At 54.5% G+C, this 16640-nt stretch carries 32 protein-coding genes; all 32 read left to right on the top strand.

The features are described from left to right. Positions 1-4 precede the first annotated feature (4 nt). The 32 genes from proS to rpsK all read left to right on the top strand — a co-directional run bounded on the left by proS (position 5) and on the right by rpsK (position 16630). Positions 5-1441: a proline--tRNA ligase gene (gene proS, locus BN2106_RS12605; protein ID WP_050698927.1), complete on the top strand. Its 1437-nt coding sequence runs from the start codon at positions 5-7 to the stop codon at positions 1439-1441. A gap of 65 nt (positions 1442-1506) precedes the next feature. Beyond that, complete coding sequence (locus BN2106_RS12600) at positions 1507-2013, top strand: PH domain-containing protein (RefSeq protein WP_207641723.1); 507 nt, start codon at positions 1507-1509, stop codon at positions 2011-2013. Between the two features lie 428 nt (positions 2014-2441). Further along, a complete protein-coding gene (locus tag BN2106_RS12590) occupies positions 2442-2666 on the top strand; it encodes a hypothetical protein (RefSeq protein WP_154666522.1) in 225 nt (74 codons plus the stop codon). A 432-nt stretch (positions 2667-3098) separates the two neighbouring features. Continuing rightward, positions 3099-3410: a 30S ribosomal protein S10 gene (gene rpsJ / locus BN2106_RS12585; RefSeq protein WP_038325938.1), complete on the top strand. Its 312-nt coding sequence runs from the start codon at positions 3099-3101 to the stop codon at positions 3408-3410. Positions 3411-3479: 69 nt separating this feature from the next. Further along, positions 3480-4112 carry a 50S ribosomal protein L3 gene (gene rplC, locus BN2106_RS12580; RefSeq protein ID WP_050698923.1) on the top strand — a complete coding sequence of 211 codons (633 nt, stop codon included), beginning with the start codon at positions 3480-3482 and terminating at the stop codon, positions 4110-4112. 17 nt (positions 4113-4129) lie between these two features. Then, positions 4130-4753, top strand: a complete 624-nt coding sequence (gene rplD / locus BN2106_RS12575) for a 50S ribosomal protein L4 (protein WP_050698922.1) — start codon at positions 4130-4132, stop codon at positions 4751-4753. Further along, positions 4753-5043 (top strand): 50S ribosomal protein L23, encoded by a 291-nt coding sequence (gene rplW / locus BN2106_RS12570; protein WP_050698921.1) that lies wholly within the window; start codon positions 4753-4755, stop codon positions 5041-5043. The genes rplD and rplW overlap by 1 nt, the downstream gene beginning before the upstream one ends. 94 nt (positions 5044-5137) lie before the next feature. Next, a complete protein-coding gene (rplB, locus tag BN2106_RS12565; RefSeq protein ID WP_050698920.1) occupies positions 5138-5971 on the top strand; it encodes a 50S ribosomal protein L2 in 834 nt (277 codons plus the stop codon). Between the two features lie 26 nt (positions 5972-5997). Then, a complete protein-coding gene (gene rpsS / locus BN2106_RS12560) occupies positions 5998-6279 on the top strand; it encodes a 30S ribosomal protein S19 (RefSeq protein WP_050698919.1) in 282 nt (93 codons plus the stop codon). 20 nt (positions 6280-6299) lie between these two features. After that, on the top strand, positions 6300-6641 hold the full coding sequence (rplV, locus tag BN2106_RS12555; protein ID WP_050698918.1) for a 50S ribosomal protein L22: 342 nt from the start codon (positions 6300-6302) through the stop codon (positions 6639-6641). Between the two features lie 19 nt (positions 6642-6660). Then, positions 6661-7326, top strand: coding sequence for a 30S ribosomal protein S3 (rpsC, locus tag BN2106_RS12550; protein ID WP_050698917.1), 666 nt, complete (start codon positions 6661-6663; stop codon positions 7324-7326). Then, entirely contained in the window at positions 7326-7751 is a 426-nt protein-coding gene (rplP, locus tag BN2106_RS12545) for a 50S ribosomal protein L16 (protein ID WP_050698916.1), read from the top strand. The genes rpsC and rplP overlap by 1 nt, the downstream gene beginning before the upstream one ends. Next, entirely contained in the window at positions 7751-7957 is a 207-nt protein-coding gene (gene rpmC, locus BN2106_RS12540; protein ID WP_050698915.1) for a 50S ribosomal protein L29, read from the top strand. Before rplP ends, rpmC begins: the two co-directional genes overlap by 1 nt. 19 nt (positions 7958-7976) lie before the next feature. Continuing rightward, on the top strand, positions 7977-8234 hold the full coding sequence (gene rpsQ / locus BN2106_RS12535; protein WP_195891844.1) for a 30S ribosomal protein S17: 258 nt from the start codon (positions 7977-7979) through the stop codon (positions 8232-8234). A 32-nt stretch (positions 8235-8266) separates the two neighbouring features. Beyond that, positions 8267-8635: a 50S ribosomal protein L14 gene (gene rplN / locus BN2106_RS12530; protein ID WP_050698913.1), complete on the top strand. Its 369-nt coding sequence runs from the start codon at positions 8267-8269 to the stop codon at positions 8633-8635. 15 nt (positions 8636-8650) lie between these two features. After that, positions 8651-8971, top strand: a complete 321-nt coding sequence (rplX, locus tag BN2106_RS12525; protein WP_050698912.1) for a 50S ribosomal protein L24 — start codon at positions 8651-8653, stop codon at positions 8969-8971. 13 nt (positions 8972-8984) lie between these two features. After that, a complete protein-coding gene (gene rplE / locus BN2106_RS12520; protein WP_050698911.1) occupies positions 8985-9524 on the top strand; it encodes a 50S ribosomal protein L5 in 540 nt (179 codons plus the stop codon). A gap of 12 nt (positions 9525-9536) precedes the next feature. Further along, complete coding sequence (locus BN2106_RS12515) at positions 9537-9722, top strand: type Z 30S ribosomal protein S14 (protein ID WP_050698910.1); 186 nt, start codon at positions 9537-9539, stop codon at positions 9720-9722. Between the two features lie 24 nt (positions 9723-9746). Beyond that, positions 9747-10145, top strand: a complete 399-nt coding sequence (gene rpsH / locus BN2106_RS12510; RefSeq protein ID WP_050698909.1) for a 30S ribosomal protein S8 — start codon at positions 9747-9749, stop codon at positions 10143-10145. A 16-nt stretch (positions 10146-10161) separates the two neighbouring features. Beyond that, positions 10162-10710, top strand: coding sequence for a 50S ribosomal protein L6 (gene rplF, locus BN2106_RS12505; RefSeq protein ID WP_050698908.1), 549 nt, complete (start codon positions 10162-10164; stop codon positions 10708-10710). A gap of 14 nt (positions 10711-10724) precedes the next feature. Beyond that, on the top strand, positions 10725-11084 hold the full coding sequence (gene rplR, locus BN2106_RS12500; RefSeq protein ID WP_050698907.1) for a 50S ribosomal protein L18: 360 nt from the start codon (positions 10725-10727) through the stop codon (positions 11082-11084). Positions 11085-11141: 57 nt separating this feature from the next. Then, positions 11142-11609 carry a 30S ribosomal protein S5 gene (gene rpsE, locus BN2106_RS12495; protein ID WP_154666566.1) on the top strand — a complete coding sequence of 156 codons (468 nt, stop codon included), beginning with the start codon at positions 11142-11144 and terminating at the stop codon, positions 11607-11609. Between the two features lie 15 nt (positions 11610-11624). After that, positions 11625-11804 (top strand): 50S ribosomal protein L30, encoded by a 180-nt coding sequence (rpmD, locus tag BN2106_RS12490; protein WP_050698905.1) that lies wholly within the window; start codon positions 11625-11627, stop codon positions 11802-11804. Between the two features lie 19 nt (positions 11805-11823). Beyond that, on the top strand, positions 11824-12264 hold the full coding sequence (rplO, locus tag BN2106_RS12485; RefSeq protein ID WP_050698904.1) for a 50S ribosomal protein L15: 441 nt from the start codon (positions 11824-11826) through the stop codon (positions 12262-12264). Between the two features lies 1 nt (position 12265). Continuing rightward, on the top strand, positions 12266-13600 hold the full coding sequence (gene secY / locus BN2106_RS12480) for a preprotein translocase subunit SecY (protein WP_050698903.1): 1335 nt from the start codon (positions 12266-12268) through the stop codon (positions 13598-13600). Between the two features lie 15 nt (positions 13601-13615). Then, positions 13616-14248, top strand: a complete 633-nt coding sequence (locus tag BN2106_RS12475; RefSeq protein WP_050698902.1) for an adenylate kinase — start codon at positions 13616-13618, stop codon at positions 14246-14248. Positions 14249-14250: 2 nt separating this feature from the next. Further along, complete coding sequence (gene map, locus BN2106_RS12470; RefSeq protein WP_050698901.1) at positions 14251-15003, top strand: type I methionyl aminopeptidase; 753 nt, start codon at positions 14251-14253, stop codon at positions 15001-15003. 12 nt (positions 15004-15015) lie between these two features. Further along, a complete protein-coding gene (locus tag BN2106_RS12465) occupies positions 15016-15303 on the top strand; it encodes a KOW domain-containing RNA-binding protein (RefSeq protein ID WP_242846326.1) in 288 nt (95 codons plus the stop codon). Further along, complete coding sequence (gene infA, locus BN2106_RS12460) at positions 15285-15503, top strand: translation initiation factor IF-1 (protein WP_050698900.1); 219 nt, start codon at positions 15285-15287, stop codon at positions 15501-15503. The genes BN2106_RS12465 and infA overlap by 19 nt, the downstream gene beginning before the upstream one ends. Positions 15504-15567: 64 nt before the next feature. Continuing rightward, complete coding sequence (gene rpmJ / locus BN2106_RS12455; RefSeq protein WP_022174947.1) at positions 15568-15681, top strand: 50S ribosomal protein L36; 114 nt, start codon at positions 15568-15570, stop codon at positions 15679-15681. Between the two features lie 153 nt (positions 15682-15834). Beyond that, positions 15835-16203: a 30S ribosomal protein S13 gene (gene rpsM, locus BN2106_RS12450; protein ID WP_050698899.1), complete on the top strand. Its 369-nt coding sequence runs from the start codon at positions 15835-15837 to the stop codon at positions 16201-16203. Between the two features lie 19 nt (positions 16204-16222). Further along, a complete protein-coding gene (gene rpsK, locus BN2106_RS12445) occupies positions 16223-16630 on the top strand; it encodes a 30S ribosomal protein S11 (RefSeq protein ID WP_050698898.1) in 408 nt (135 codons plus the stop codon). Positions 16631-16640: the final 10 nt, after the last annotated feature.

Below are 16640 nucleotides of genomic sequence, written 5' to 3'. Positions count from 1 at the left end.
CAGTATGGCGGATCAAAAGAAGATGGTGGAGGCAATCACTCCCATGGAGGAGGATTTTGCCAAGTGGTACACCGATATTGTGAAAAAGGCAGAGCTGATGGATTACACCAGCGTGCGCGGCTGCATGGTCATCGAACCGTACGGCTTTGCTATTTGGGAGAACATCCGGGACAATCTCGACCGGCGTTTTAAAGAGCTGGGGCATGAGAATGTCTCCATGCCGATGTTTATCCCGGAAAGCCTTTTGCAGAAAGAAAAGGACCACGTGGAAGGCTTTGCGCCGGAGGTGGCCTGGGTGACCATGGGCGGCAGCGAGCAGCTTGAGGAGCGCCTCTGCGTGCGTCCCACCTCTGAGACGCTGTTCTGTGACCATTACGCCAAGGTGATCCACTCCTGGCGCGACCTGCCCAAGCTGTATAACCAGTGGTGCAGCGTGGTGCGCTGGGAAAAAACGACCCGTCCGTTCCTGCGCAGCGTGGAGTTCCACTGGCAGGAAGGCCACACCATGCACGAGACCGCCGAGGAGGCGATGCAGGAGACCGAGCAGATGCTCAAAGTTTACGCCGACTTCTGCGAAAGCGACTTGGCGATTCCGGTGATCAAGGGCCGCAAGACCGACAAGGAGAAGTTCGCGGGCGCAGAGGCGACCTACACCATCGAGGCGATGATGCACGACGGCAAGGCGCTGCAGAGCGGAACCAGCCACTACTTCGGCGACGGTTTTGCCCGTGCGTTCGACGTGACCTTTACCGGGCGCGACAATACGCTCCAGCATCCGCACCAGACCTCCTGGGGCATGAGCACCCGCATCATCGGCGGTATCATTATGACGCACGGCGACAACAACGGCCTGGTGCTTCCGCCGGCCGTGGCGCCGATCCAGGTCATGATTATCCCGATCGCCCAGCACAAGGAGGGTGTTCTGGATAAGGCCGGCGAGCTGCTGGCCCGCCTGAAGAAGAGCTTCCGCGTCAAGATGGACGATTCCGAGCAGTCTCCCGGCTGGAAGTTCGCACAGTATGAGATGAAGGGCGTGCCGCTGCGCCTGGAGATCGGCCCGAAGGATATCGAGAAGGGCCAGTGTGTCCTGGTGCGCCGTACGGACCGCGAAAAGGTCTTTGTATCGCTGGAACATCTGGAGGAGGCCATTGCGGAGCAGCTGGAGCTTGTGCGCAAGGGCATGTACGAGGCGGCGCTCGCCCGCAGGGAGTCCATGACCTACACTGCGGCAACGCTGGACGAGTTGAAGGAAATCGCGGAAAACAAGCCCGGCTTTATCAAGGCCATGTGGTGCGGCGATCAGGCTTGTGAAGAAAAGCTCAAGGACGTCGCGGGCGTATCCTCCCGCTGCATGCCGTTTGAGCAGGAGCATATCGCGGATACCTGCGTCTGCTGCGGCAAGCCTGCAAAGGAAATGGTTTACTGGGGCAAGTCTTATTGATCAGCCGCTGAACGGCGGCGCGGCGGGGAGTGGGAAGGAAGCTCCCCTGAAAGGGATGTATGAAGATGCGTAAGACCATTCCGCCGGAGGGAACAAAGTATTCCTCCAAAATTGACCGCTCTTTTTATGTCATCATGGCGGTCGCCGCCGTGATAGGCGTGGGCTGCCTGGCGTATTACCTGTTTGTGCGGCACCTGCTGCTCGTGGGCTTGATCGGCACCTGGGCGCTGATCGCAGTGCTGCTGATTTTTCTGCCGCAGTATAGGGCAACCTATTATATCATCGGCGAAGACCGGCTGTTCATCAAAAACGGCTTTTTTGAAAAGGTAAGTATTCTGTACCGCCAGCTGCTGGAGGTTTCGCAGGAGAAAGAAGATAAGCTGAACGGGTATTCTAAGGTTGCCTTGAGCAAAGACCGCGTCTATATCCGCTACCGGGTCAAAAAGAAGCAGTATCTGCTGGAGATTTCTCCGGAAGACAAGGAAGGCTTTTTAAAGGAACTGGAGGCCAAACGCATTGCAGTGCCCAGCCGCAAGGCGGAAGCCGGCGCGATGACCGCGGCGGAATCCTGAAAAAATGTGTTTTCCCGCTTTTCTGGACCTCCGGTCGGGGCGCGCCTACGGCGAGGACCATTTTCACTTTGTGGCAATTCTTAACATATGTCTTTCTACGTTTCTAAAGGCGGCGAGGATCATTTTCATCTTGCAGGTAATGGTCAAAATGTGTTTATCCACCTTTCTGAAAGGTGGCGGGATCAAAGGGCAGGGCCCTTTGCCGTTCTCCGCAGAGAACGGAACTCTTGTTCCTGAGAAGAGCGAGTGGGAACGAGTGATATGGTTTTTTTACGAACCTGTTATGCTACCGATTGGGCTTCTGGGCTGTTGCAGAACATAAACTGCAACAGCCCTTTCATGCATTTTGAAACAGAAAGGTTGTGCTGGAATTGAAACGGAACGCTTTATGGCTAGCTATTTTGTTCGGCGCCCTCGCAGCGGCCGGAATGACACTGAACCGGATGAAAAAACCGCCTAAAATCCGGCAGGGGGACGCACATGTCGCGATCATCGGCGGTGCAGACGGCCCCACCGCAATTTATCTGGCGGGAAAATCATCCCCGTGTATTTGGCGTGTGTTTTGGGTGCGGGCCTGTTTGGCAATTTCCCATTTCCAGCAGTGGCGCGTCCGGCGCTGGCGGGCCCGCCAAAAGCAGCGGAAAAACGCCTGAACCGCGCATTTTGCCTTGCTATTCGGCCCCTATTGCCGCTCTTTTTCTCTTTTCACGGGAGAACTGTCAGATTATCTAAAAAAACACCAGGAATTTCTTGCAAAAAAGAGAAAATAAGTCTTGCACTGTACCCGCATCTATGGTATTATAATTGAGCGTGACTGCGACAGATATGCGTTGAAGCGGGAGGTTGCGGCTGAAAGATGCCGGTTTTTCCGTGGAGTATGTCCGATTTTAAACCGGGCGACAGATATTTTGAGTAACGAGAGGATTGGGTTGCACTGCCTTTCTGCACTCAGACGTTTTTTTGCCTTCACCCGGATGCATCTTGCAAAAGATGGTCCGGTTTTTCAATGCCGGTTGGAGAAACACCCGGTTCCGTGTTAGGTTTTAAAAACGCCGCCCGCCAACTACAATAAGGAGGCGATTCAAGTGGCAGTCAAGGAAAAAATCAGGATCAGAATCAAGGGGTACGATCATCAGCTGGTCGACCAGAGCGCTGAAAAGATTGTACAGACAGCAAAGCGCACGGGCGCAAGGGTTTCCGGCCCGGTGCCGCTGCCGACGGAAAAGCAGATCATCACGATTCTGCGCGCCGTTCACAAGTACAAGGACAGCCGTGAGCAGTTCGAGATGAGAACCCACAAGAGATTGATCGACATCCTCAGACCCTCCAACAAAACCGTTGAGGCTTTGATGGGTCTGGAGCTCCCCGCAGGCGTTGAAATCGAGATCAAACTCTGATTTTAACCAACCAGCGGCCGAGGTCAAGTTGGCGAAAGCCAACCAATAACCTGTACAGGAGGTAAAATAATGCAAAAAGGTATCATCGGCAAGAAGATCGGCATGACGCAGATCTTCGACGAAAACGGGAAAGTGGTCCCGGTAACCGTCATCGAGGCAGGCCCCTGTGTCGTCGCACAGAAAAAGACTGTTGAAAACGACGGCTACGCAGCGGTTCAGCTGGGTTACGGCGATCTGAAGGCCCACAAGGTGAACAAGCCCATGAAGGGCCATTTCGCCAAGGGCGATGTCGCTCCCAAAAGAGTCCTCCGCGAGTTCCGCTTTGAAAGCACCGACTCCTACAATGTAGGCGACCTGGTGAAGGCAGACGTCTTTGCCAACGGCGACAAGGTCGATGTCAGCGGCACCAGCAAAGGTAAGGGCTACGCCGGCGCGATTAAGCGCTGGAATCTGCACAGGCTCAAAGAAACCCATGGTTCCGGCCCTGTGGCCCGCCATGCAGGCTCCAACGGCGCCTGTTCCGATCCGTCCAGAGTGTTCAAGGGCAAGAAGCTGCCGGGTCACCTGGGTGCGGAGAAAGTCACCGTCCAGAATCTGACTGTCGTCAAGGTGGACGTCGAAAACAACCTCATCGCCGTCAGAGGCGCGATCCCGGGTCCCAACGGCGGTACCGTCGTGATCCGCGACAGCGTGAAGGCGTAAGGGAAGGAGGAATTGGTATGCCTACAGTAGCAGTACTCAACACGGCCGGCAAAGAAGTCGAAAAGATGGACCTGGCCGAGGCTGTATTTGGAATTGAGCCCAATGTGAGCGTCATGCACGACGTAGTGAAAAACTACCTCGCCAACCAGCGCCAGGGCACACAGTCCGCGCTGACCCGCGCAGAAGTTTCCGGCGGCGGCAAAAAGCCGTGGAGACAGAAGGGCACCGGACACGCAAGACAGGGTTCCACCCGCGCGCCCCATTGGACGCACGGCGGTATCTCGTTTGCCCCGAAGCCGCGCAGCTACCGTTATACTTTAAATAAAAAGGTAAGACGCCTTGCAATGAAGTCCGCGCTGTCCAGCAAGGTTGCCGGTAACGACATGATCGTTCTGGACCAGCTGGCGATGGACGAATACAAGACAAAGACCATTGCATCCATGCTCAAGGCGATCGGCTCCGAGAAGAAGACGCTGATCGTTCTGCCTGAGCTGAACGGCAAGGTCGTCGCTTCCGCCGCGAACATCCCCGGTGTGAAGACCGCAATGGTAAACACCCTGAACGTTTACGACATCCTCAACGCCGACAAGTTTGTCGTTGTGAAGGACGCCGTCGCTCAGATTGAGGAGGTGTATGCATAATGGCAGCACAGGATATCGTTATCCGCCCCATTATTACAGAAAAAAGCATGACCGGCATCGGCATGAAAAAGTACACCTTTGAGGTTGCCAAAAGCGCCACAAAGATCGACATCAAGAGAGCGGTTGAAGAACTGTTCGGCGTGAAGGTCAGCAAGGTCAACACTCTGCATGTGAGAGGCCACCTCCGCCGCCAGGGCAGAACCGAGGGCTACACCCCGTCCTGGAAGAAGGCCGTCGTCACCCTGACAGAGGACAGCAAGACCATCGAATTCTTTGAAGGTATGATGTAATCTCCGGGCCGCGTGAGCGGCTTCCCGGGCCTTCGGCAACGTATGGGGCGTCGGCAGCGTCCCGCAAAGCCATCATGAGGAGTGTGAAACCGAAATGCCGATTATCAATTATAAACCGACAACCAATGCCCGAAGGGACATGTCCACCACGGACTACACTGGCCTTTCGAAAGTTGCACCGGAAAAGAGTCTCCTGGATTCCAAGAAGAACCACTCCGGCCGCAACAGCTACGGCAGAATCACCGTCCGCCACCGCGGCGGCGCAAACCGTAAGAAGTACCGCATCATCGACTTCAAGCGCCAGAAGGCGGATATGCCGGCCACCGTGCTCACCCTGGAGTACGACCCGAACCGCTCCGCGTTCATCGCGCTGGTTCAGTATGAAGACGGCGAAAAGAGATATATCATCGCACCGCACGGCCTGAAGGTCGGCGACGTGATCGTTTCCGGCACCGGCGCCGATATTAAGCCCGGCAATGCGCTTCCGCTTGCCAACATCCCGACCGGTACCTTCATCCACAACGTCGAGCTGTATCCCGGCAAGGGCGCGCAGCTTGCACGCGCAGCGGGCAACATGGCCCAGCTGATGGCGAAGGAAAACGGCATGGCGCTGCTGAGACTGCCTTCCGGCGAGCTCCGCAATGTGCCGGCAAACTGCATGGCCACCATTGGCCAGGTCAGCAACATCGATCATGAAAATGTCAAGATCGGTAAAGCGGGCCGCAAGCGCCACATGGGCTGGAGACCGACTGTCCGCGGTTCTGTTATGAACCCGAACGACCACCCGCACGGCGGTGGTGAAGGTAAATCTCCGATCGGCCATCCGGGCCCGATGACCCCCTGGGGCAAACCGGCGCTCGGCTATAAGACGCGCGCCCATCATAACCGTTCCGATAAGTTTATCGTGAGACGCAGAAACGGCAAATAAGGCGTACGGAAAGGAGCTTGTGAATTATGAGCAGAAGCATTAAAAAGGGTCCTTATGTACAGCCTGTGCTGCTGAAAAGGATTCAGGAAATGAATGCGGCCGGCGAAAAGAAAATCGTGAAGACCTGGAGCAGAGCTTCCGTGATCTTCCCGGATTTCGTAGGCCACACCTTTGCGGTCCATGACGGCCGCAAGCATGTTCCGGTGTATGTCACCGAGGATATGGTCGGTCACAAACTCGGCGAGTTTGCACCCACCAGAACCTATAAGGGCCACGCCGGTTCCAAAACCACATCGCCGGGTAGATAACGGCCGAAAGGAGTATATACATGGAAGCAGAAGCAAGGGCTTATCTGAAATACGCCCGCATTTCTCCCCGTAAGGTATCCATCGTGCTGGATCTGATCCGCAATAAGCCGGTGGACGTTGCAATGGCTATCCTCAAGAATACCCCAAAGGCCGCTTGCGAATACCTTGAAAAATTGCTGAAGTCGGCTATGGCAAACGCTGAGAATAACCATAACATGGATGTTTCCAGACTGTACGTGGCAGAGTGCTTCGTATGTCCGGGCCCGATCCTCAAGCGCATCCGCCCGAGAGCACAGGGACGCGCGTTCCGTATCGAGAAGAGAACTTCGCACGTGACCCTCGTGCTCAAGGAAAAAGAATAAGCAGAAGAGGAGGTAAACTATGGGCCAGAAAGTAAATCCACATGGCTTTCGTGTGGGCGTAATTAAAGATTGGGATTCCCGCTGGTTCGCGAAGGACAACGTTTTCGGCGATACGCTCGTTGAGGACTACAACCTGCGCAGAACGCTGAAGAAGCAGCTTGCAGCAGCAGGCGTTCCGAAGATTGAAATCGAGCGTGACGCCTCCAAGGTGCGCGTTCATATCCATTGTGCAAAACCCGGCATGGTCATCGGCCGCGGCGGCTCCGAAATTGAAAAACTTCGTGTGCAGTGCGAGAAGATGCTCAAAAAGCCGGTTACGATCAATATTGTTGAAGTGAAGTCTCCGGACCTCAACGCACAGCTGATCGCAGAAAACATCGCACAGCAGCTGGAAAAGAGAACTTCTTTCCGCCGCGCGATGAAGCAGTGCATCGGCCGTGCCATGAAGCTCGGCGCGAAGGGTATTAAAACCCAGGTGTCCGGCCGTTTGGGCGGCGCTGAAATCGCCAGAACGGAGCAGTACCACGACGGAACGATTCCGCTGCAGACCATCCGCGCGGACATCGACTACGGTTTTGCAGAGGCTGCCACAACCTATGGACGCATCGGCGTCAAGGTTTGGCTGTACAAGGGCGAGGTTCTTAACGACAACCGCAAGCCCCGCAGGGAAGGAGGCAGTAAATAATGCTGTTGCCTAAACGTGTAAAATACCGCAGAGTGCACCGCGGTCGTCTGACCGGTAAAGCATATCGCGGCAATAAGGTGACTTACGGTGATTTCGGCCTCCAGGCGATGGAGCCGGCATGGATCACTTCCAACCAGATTGAAGCAGCTCGTGTCGCCATGACACGTTACTGTAAGAGATTCGGCCAGGTCTGGATCAAGATTTTCCCGGATAAGCCGATTACAGAGAAGCCGGCTGAAACCCGCATGGGTTCCGGTAAAGGCTCCCCGGAGTACTGGGTTGCCGTTGTCAAGCCGGGCAGAGTTATGTTCGAAATTGGCGGCGTTCCGGAGGAAACCGCCAGAGAAGCATTGCGTCTTGCGTCCAACAAGCTGCCGATTAAGTGCAAGTTTGTTAAAAAGGAAGAAACGGGTGGTGAGCAGTAATGAAGGCCTCAGAAGTCAGAGATTTAACAACCGCGGAATTGGAAAGTAAGCTGAAAGACCTCAAGGCCGAGCTTTTCAACCTGCGTTTCCAGCTTGCCATTAATCAGCTCGATAACCCGATGCGTATTTCCGCTGTTAAGAAAGACATCGCGCGTGTAAAGACCGTTATTCGCGAGAATGAACTCAAGGACAGCGCGAAGGCGTAACGGAAGGGAGGATTAATCAGTGAGCGATAGAAATATGAGAAAAACGGCGGTCGGCAAAGTTGTCAGCAACAAAATGGATAAGACGGTTGTCATTGCCATTGAGGATAGCGTCAAGCATCCGCTGTATAAGAAAATTATCAAACGTACCGTTAAGCTGAAGGCACATGATGAGAACAATGAATGCACAATCGGTGACCGCGTGCGTGTGATGGAGACCCGTCCGCTCAGTAAAGAAAAAAGATGGCGTCTCGTCGAGATTATAGAGAAGGCCAAATAAGCTTTTTGGCTTAAGCGAAGGAGGAACGCACTGTGATACAACAGCAGACCTACCTGAAAGTAGCCGATAACACCGGCGCGAAGGAGCTTATGTGCATCCGCGTTCTCGGCGGTACCGGCAGAAGGTATGCAAATATTGGCGACGTGGTCGTGGCTTCTGTAAAGAAAGCGGCGCCCGGCGGCCAGGTGAAAAAAGGCGACGTGGTCAAGGCGGTTATCGTCCGCACCGCGTTCGGCGTACGCCGTGACGACGGCACTTACATCCGTTTTGATGAAAATGCCGCCGTTATTATCAAGGAAGACAAGAACCCGAAGGGCACGCGTATCTTTGGACCCGTGGCGAGAGAGCTGCGCGATAAGGATTATCTGAAGATTCTGAGCCTTGCCCCGGAAGTACTTTGATGGAGGTGTTCCCAAATGAATAACAAAGTTCATGTTAAAACTGGTGACACCGTCGTCATCATTACAGGTAAAGATCGCGGCAAAAAGGGCAAGATCCTGGCCGTCAGCCCCAAAGAGGGCAAGGTCATCGTCGAGGGCCTCAACATGATCAGTAAGCATGTGAAGGCTCGCAAAATGGGCGATCAGACCGGCATCGTTAAGGCTGAAAGCGCAATCTATGCCTGCAAGGTCCAGATTGTCTGCCCCCGCTGCGGCAAACCCACGCGTGTCGGCCACAAAATGTATGAGGACGGCACCAAGGAACGCATTTGCGTAAAATGCGGCGAAGCGCTGTAAGGGAGGATAAGACATGGCCAGACTTAAGGAAACTTATAGAAAAGACGTCGCTCCGGCACTGATGAAAAAGTTCTCCTACAAAAGCGTGATGCAGATCCCGAAGATCGAGAAAGTTGTCATCAACGTAGGAGCCGGCGAGGCGAAAGACAACGCCAAAGTAATTGACGCCATCGTGACCGATCTCTCCGCCATCACCGGCCAGAAGCCGATGATCTGTAAGGCAAAGAAATCCGTCGCTAACTTCAAGCTCCGTGAGGGCATGAACATCGGCGTAAAGGTAACCCTCAGAGGCGACAGAATGTACGAGTTCATCGACAGACTCTTCAACGTCGCCCTGCCCCGCGTAAGAGACTTCAGAGGCATCAACGCCAACTCTTTTGATGGCCGCGGCAACTACAACATGGGCATCAAAGAACAGTTGATCTTCCCGGAGATCGACTACGATAAGATCGATAAAGTCCGCGGAATGGACATCTGTTTCGTGACCACCGCAAACACCGACGAGGAATCCAGAGAGCTTTTGTCACTCATGGGTGCCCCGTTTGCGAAATAAGGAGGGATTATTGTGGCCAAGACTTCTATGAAAATCAAGCAGAGCAGACCGGCGAAGTATTCTTCCCGCGCGTACAACAGATGCAAAATCTGTGGCAGGCCGCATGCCTATCTTCGCAAGTTCGGAATTTGCCGCATATGCTTCCGGGAACTGGCCTACAAGGGCGAGATTCCGGGTGTGAAAAAGGCCAGCTGGTAAAAGCTTAGCAAAGGAGGTAACGGTATGCAAATTACAGATACAATTGCTGATTTGCTCACCCGTATTCGCAATGCGGTTTCCGCAAAGCATGATTCCGTTGACATTCCCGCTTCCAACATGAAGAAAGCCATTGTCCAGATTCTGGTCGATGAGGGATATGTAAAGAATTTTACGGTTGTAGAGGACGGCAAACAGGGCATCATCAAGGTGAACCTAAAATATGGCGAGGGCAAGACGCCTGTTATCAAGGGTCTGCGCCGGGTTTCCAAACCGGGCCTTCGCATCTATTCCAGCGCTGAGGAGCTGCCCCGGGTCATGAAGGGCCTGGGCGTCGCGATCATCTCCACTTCCAAGGGCATCATGACCGACCGTCAGGCCCGCAAGGAAAATGTAGGCGGCGAAGTCCTCGCATTTATTTGGTAATTAAGGGGGTGCAGAAATGTCTCGAATTGGAAGAAAACCCATAAATATTCCCGCTGGCGTCAATATCAGCATTGACGGCAACGTCATCACAGTGAAGGGCCCGAAGGCGACCCTGACCCAGGCGTTCCATCCGAATATGAACGTCGCGGTTGAGGGCAGCGAAATCCTCGTGACCCGTCCGAACGACGAAAAGCAAAACCGTTCTCTGCACGGCCTGACCCGCACGCTCATCGCCAACATGGTGGTCGGCGTAACGGAGGGCTTTAAGAAGGAGCTCGACGTCAATGGCGTTGGTTACCGTGTGCAGAAGCAGGGCAAAAATCTGGTGATGAACCTGGGCTATTCCCATCAGGTGATCGTACCGGAGATCGACGGCATCACGATTGAATGCCCGTCCGCCAACAAAATTGTAATCCTTGGCTCGGACAAACAGAAGGTTGGACAGTTTGCCGCGGAAGTCCGCGAGAAACGCCCGCCGGAGCCGTACAAGGGCAAGGGTATCCGCTATGCTGGCGAATTTGTCCGTCATAAGGAAGGCAAGGCCGGTAAGGGCGCTAAGAAGTAAGGAGTGAATGACAAATGGTGAACAAGGCTGATACAAACAAAGCCAGATTGAACCGCCACAAGAGAGTGCGCGGCAAGATTTCCGGCACCGCTGAGTGCCCGCGCCTGAATGTATTTCGCTCTACCACAAACATCTACGCCCAGATCATCGACGATGTAAAAGGAGTTACCCTGGTGGCAGCTTCTTCCCTGGACAAAGAGTTCAATGGTAATGGCGGAAACAAGGAAGCCGCAAAAAAGGTTGGCGAGCTTATTGCCAAACGCGCCGCAGAAAAGGGCATTTCCAAGGTCGTATTTGACCGCGGCGGCTATATTTTCCACGGCCGCGTCAAAGAGCTGGCCGAAGGCGCCCGTGAGGGCGGCCTCAAGTTCTAAGAAGGAGGAATACTTTTGGCTAGATTTGACGCACCCAGACAGCAGTCTCAGGATGAGATGAAAGAACATGTTGTTGCAATCAACCGTGTCAGCAAGACTGTAAAGGGCGGCCGTATCTTCAAGTTCGCTGCGCTGGTCGTGGTGGGAGACGGCAAGGGCACGGTCGGTTTCGGCATTGGCAAAGCGGGTGAAGTTCCCGAAGCGATCCGCAAGGGCATCGAAGACGCGAAGAAGAACCTCATTAAGGTTGCGCTGCGCGGCTCCACCATCCCGCACGAAATTATCGGCGAATACGGCGCAGGCAAGGTTCTGATGAAGCCCGCCGCACCCGGTACCGGCGTCATCGCCGGCGGCCCGGTTCGTGCAGTCGTCGAAGCTGTTGGTATCAGAGATATCCGTACAAAGGCTCTCCGTTCCAACAATCCGTGCAATGTAGTCCGTGCAACGCTGGCCGGTATGGCACAGCTGCGCACCGCCGAAGAAGTTGCCGCCATCCGCGGTAAGTCGGTGCAGGATATTCTTTAAGGAGGGGGGAGCAAGATGGCACAGCTCAAAATCAAGCTGGTGAAAAGTCTCATCGGCAGTAAAAAGGACCAGATTGCAACCGCCCAGGCGCTTGGTCTGCGCAAAATCGGCGATGTTACCGTACAGCCGGACAATGATCAGACCAAAGGCAAGGTGGCCAAGATTATCCACCTCATCGAGGTAGTGAACGCGTAAGCAAGGAGGTGCGAGTAAAATGAATTTGCATGATCTAACCGCTACGCCGGGCGCCACAAAGGCATCCAAGCGTATCGGAAGAGGACACGGCTCCGGCCAGGGCAAGACCGCGGGCAAAGGCCACAAAGGCCAGAAGGCCAGAGCGGGCCACGGCATGCGTCCCGGCTTTGAAGGCGGCCAGATGCCGCTGCAGAGACGTGTTCCGAAAAGAGGATTTAACAATATTTTTGCTAAAACCATCGTGGCAGTCAACGTAGGAACGCTGGAGAAGTTTGAAAACGGCGCGGTCGTTGACACACAGGCACTGATCGACGCTGGCATTGTGAAGCAGTGCTGCGACGGCGTCAAGATTCTCAGCAACGGAAAACTGACGAAGAAGTTAACCGTGAAGGTCTCTGCCTATTCTGAAGCTGCAAAGCAGAAGATAGAAGCCGCCGGCGGGAAGGCAGAGGTGATCTGAATTGTTCAAGACAATCAAGAATGCCTGGAACGTCCCGGATCTTCGTAAAAAAATTCTGTTTACCCTGTTTATCATTGTGATCTTCCGTTTTGGCGCGACCATCCCGGTTCCGTTCCTGGATGTCAACGCGCTGAAGGGGTTGATGGGCACGGTGGGCGAGTCCGGCAATGCGCTGGGCTACCTGGATATGCTCTCGGGCGGTGCGTTCGCAAACGCGACCATGTTTGCAATGGGCGTCACCCCATACATCAACAGTTCCATTATCATGCAGCTTTTGACGGTTGCCATCCCTCCGCTGGAGAGAATGGCGAAGGAGGGGGAGGAAGGACGCAAGAGGATTGCGACTATCACCCGCTATGTCACCGTCATCCTGGGCCTGGTCCAGGGTACCGCTTACTATTTCTATCTGCGCAACAGCACCTATCAAGGTGCTCCGATCGCTCTGTATACGAGCGGCTGGGAGCAGGTATTTGCAGCATTTGTGATCATCCTGGCATTCACCGCCGGTACGGCGATGATGATGTGGATGGGCGAGCAGGTCAACCAGAAGGGGATCAGCAACGGTATCTCCATTCTGTTGTTCTCCGGCATCGTGGCAAGACTGCCGCACACCATCCGTCAGCTCGGCCAGTATATCAGCGCTGCCATCGAGGACCCGACCAACTACGGCAAGTTCTATTTCCTTGTTCCGCTGTTTGTCGTGATTTTCCTCCTCGTCATCTGGGTTATTGTCTTTATGAACGATTCTGAGCGCCGCATTCCGGTCCAGTACGCCAAGCGCGTGGTGGGACGCAAGATGTATGGCGGCCAGAGCAGTCATATTCCGATCAAGGTTGCGATGTCCGGCGTTATGCCGATCATCTTCGCAAGCTCGATCCTTTCCATTCCGAGCACCATCCAGCTCTTCATGGGCGGCAACGCGGCGACCGGCTTCTGGAAGTCCTTCTTCGACGCGTTCTCCTCGACCGGCTGGCTGTACTCGGTCCTGTATTTCCTTCTGATTATCATGTTCGCTTACTTCTATGTGACGATCCAGTATAATCCGATTGAGATGGCCAATAATCTTCGTCAGAACAACGGTACGATCCCGGGCATCCGTCCCGGCAAGTCCACTTCCGATTTCATTGCAAAGATCCTTTCGAAGATCACGTTGATTGGCGCGCTGTTCCTCGCTCTGATTGCTCTGCTGCCGATTATCTTCGGCGCGGTCACCGGCATGCACAACCTGACCCTGGGCGGTACTTCCGTCATCATTCTGGTCGGTGTTGCTCTGGAGACGATGAAGCAGATGGAATCCCAGTTGATGATGCGCCATTATAAGGGCTTCCTTGACTGATAAGGAGGAAATCATATGAATCTGATTCTTCTCGGCGCTCCCGGCGCCGGTAAAGGCACACAGGCTGAAGTGATCTGTGAGCATTTGAACATTCCCGCGATTTCCACGGGTAATATTATCCGTGAAGCGCTGAAGAGCGGCACTGAGATGGGCCTGAAGGCGAAGTCCTTCATGGATGCAGGCAAGCTCGTGCCCGACGAAGTCGTAATTAGCATCATCCAGGAGCGTTTGGCGAAGGATGACTGCAAGAACGGCTTCGTGCTGGACGGTTTCCCGCGCACCATTCCCCAGGCCGAGGCTCTGGACAAAATGGGCATCGTCATCGACAAGGTCATCGATATTGAAGTTGCCGATGAAAAGATCGTGGAGCGTATGTCCGGACGCCGTGTCTGCGAGAGCTGCGGTGCCAGCTACCACCTGCTTTACAAAAAGCCGGAGGAAGAAGGCAAATGCGGCAAATGCGGCGGCACCCTCGTTCAGCGCAAGGATGACCATCCGGATACAGTGAAAGAGCGCCTCAATGTCTACCACGAGCAGACCGAACCTCTGAAGGACTACTACGAAAAGCAGGGCAAGCTATGCATCGTGGAAGGCCAGGAGGAAGTGGCGGATACCACCAAGCTGACGCTTGCTGCGTTAGAGGCGTAATCATGATCGTGCTGAAAACCAGCCGCGAACTCGCCATTATGCGGGAAGCGTGCAGGATCTCTGCAAAAGCACTGAAGCTGGCCGGCGAGGCGGTCGAACCCGGGGTTTCCACCTGGGAAATCGACCGTATCGTCCGCCGTGCAATCGAGGAAGAGGGCGCCAAGCCGAACTTCCTCGGGTACGGCGGGTTTCCGGGCAGTGCATGTATATCTGTAAACGACGTGGTGATCCACGGCATACCCCGTAAGGACATTATCCTCAAACAGGGCGACATTGTCAGCATTGACACCGGCGCCTTTTATGAGGGATTTAACGGCGACAACGCGTGGACGTTCCCCTGCGGAGACGTCAGCGAAGAAGCCCAGCGCCTTATGGACGCGACACGCGAAAGCCTCTTCGAGGGCATCAAGGCCGCACAGGCCGGCGCCCGCATCGGAGATATCGGCAGTGCGGTGCAGCGGTATGTCGAGGCTCGCGGTTACTCGGTGGTACGGGATTTTGTCGGCCACGGAGTGGGCGCGAAACTGCATGAAGACCCCAGCGTTCCCAATTACGGCACGCCCGGCAGAGGCGTGCGCCTGTTACCAGGCATGACCATTGCGATTGAACCAATGATCAACGCCGGTGTAAAGGAAGTCAAAACGTTGCAGGACGGTTGGACGACCGTCACCGTCGATGGAAAACTTTCCGCGCACTTTGAGCACACCATCGCCATCACCCCGGATGGACCGGTGATTATGACCATACCGGAATAAAAGGGGGATACCATGGATTTTCAGAGAGGACTCGTTGTCCGCGCCCTTGCGGGGCGCGACAAAGGCGGCTTTTTCACCGTGCTGGAGGCGGACGCCGATATGGCCGTGATTTGTGACGGCAGGCGGCGCAGCCTGGAACATCCCAAACGGAAAAAGCAGAAACACCTTTTGGCAACCAAAACGGTGCTGAACGAGGGTTCATTGCAAACCAACCGTGAAATTCGAGGCGCTCTCCGGCCGTTTGAAGCGGAGGGCCGTTTTCCACAAGAGGAGGGTACGATATGTCGAAACAGGACGTAATTGAAACTGAGGGTATTGTAACCGAGGCGCTTCCAAACGCAATGTTTAAGGTAGAGCTTCAAAACCACCATGAGGTGTTGGCGCATATCTCCGGCAAGCTCCGGATGAACTTTATCCGCATCCTGCCGGGAGACAAGGTAACGATCGAGCTTTCGCCTTACGATCTGACCCGCGGCCGCATCACGTGGCGTTCTAAATAAAGCGCGGGCTTTTTCAGCCGGCGCAGTTGTAAACGAGACGACTTCACTAAGGGAGGGCGCACAAATGAAAGTCAGACCTTCTGTAAAGAAAATTTGCGAGAAGTGCAAGATCATCAAGCGCAAGGGTAAAGTCATGGTTATCTGTGAAAACCCGAAGCATAAGCAGCGCCAGGGTTAAAAGCTTCCGCTTTTATCAAGGCCCGCCGGTTTTGGCGGGAACCGCGGAACCAGCACAATTTGTATCGGGATTGATACAAATTTGTACGGCCGCGTTTCGCTTTTGGGGGACTCCCCCTATCAACTGAATGATTAATTTGGAGGTGCAACCAGTATGGCGCGTATAGCAGGTATTGATCTGCCCAGAGATAAGCGCATCGAAATTGCTCTTACCTATATTTTTGGTATCGGCCGCAAGACCGCCACGGATATCTGCAAAGAGACGGGTGTAAACCCGGACATCCGTGTGAGAGACCTCACCGAAGACGATGCATCCAAACTGAGAGAATATATTGATAAGAACTGCCGCGTGGAAGGCGATCTTCGCCGCGACGTTGCGTTCGATATCAAGAGACTGATTGAAATCGGTTGCTATCGCGGAATCCGTCACCGCAAGGGCTTGCCGGTAAGAGGCCAGCGTTCCAAGACCAATGCGCGTACCCGCAAAGGTCCGAGAAAGACCATGGCCAACAAGAAGAAATAAGCAGGGAGGGATTTAAAAGATGGCAGCACAGAAGGGCGCTAAAAAAGGAACCACCGTTCGCAGACGCCGTGAACGCAAGAATATTGACCGTGGAGCTGCTCATATCCAGTCCACCTTTAATAACACAATCGTGACCATCACCGACACCCAGGGCAACGCGATCTCCTGGGCGAGCTCCGGTGAGCTGGGCTTCAGAGGCTCCAGAAAGTCCACCCCGTTTGCCGCGCAGACCGCTGCGGAAACCGCTGCGAAAGCTGCGATGGAGCACGGTATGAAGACGGTAGAGGTTTTTGTAAAGGGACCGGGCGCCGGCCGTGAGGCGGCGATCCGTGCGTTGCAGGGCGCGGGGCTTGAAGTCAGCATGATCAAAGACGTTACCCCGATCCCCCACAATGGATGCCGTCCTCCGAAGAGAAGACGCGTCTAATCAAAAACCG

Source organism: Anaeromassilibacillus senegalensis, from assembly GCF_001261775.1.
Classification (GTDB): domain Bacteria; phylum Bacillota; class Clostridia; order Oscillospirales; family Acutalibacteraceae; genus Anaeromassilibacillus; species Anaeromassilibacillus senegalensis.
Note: the sequence above shows the minus strand (reverse complement) of the source record. Positions and strands in the feature narration are given on the sequence as shown.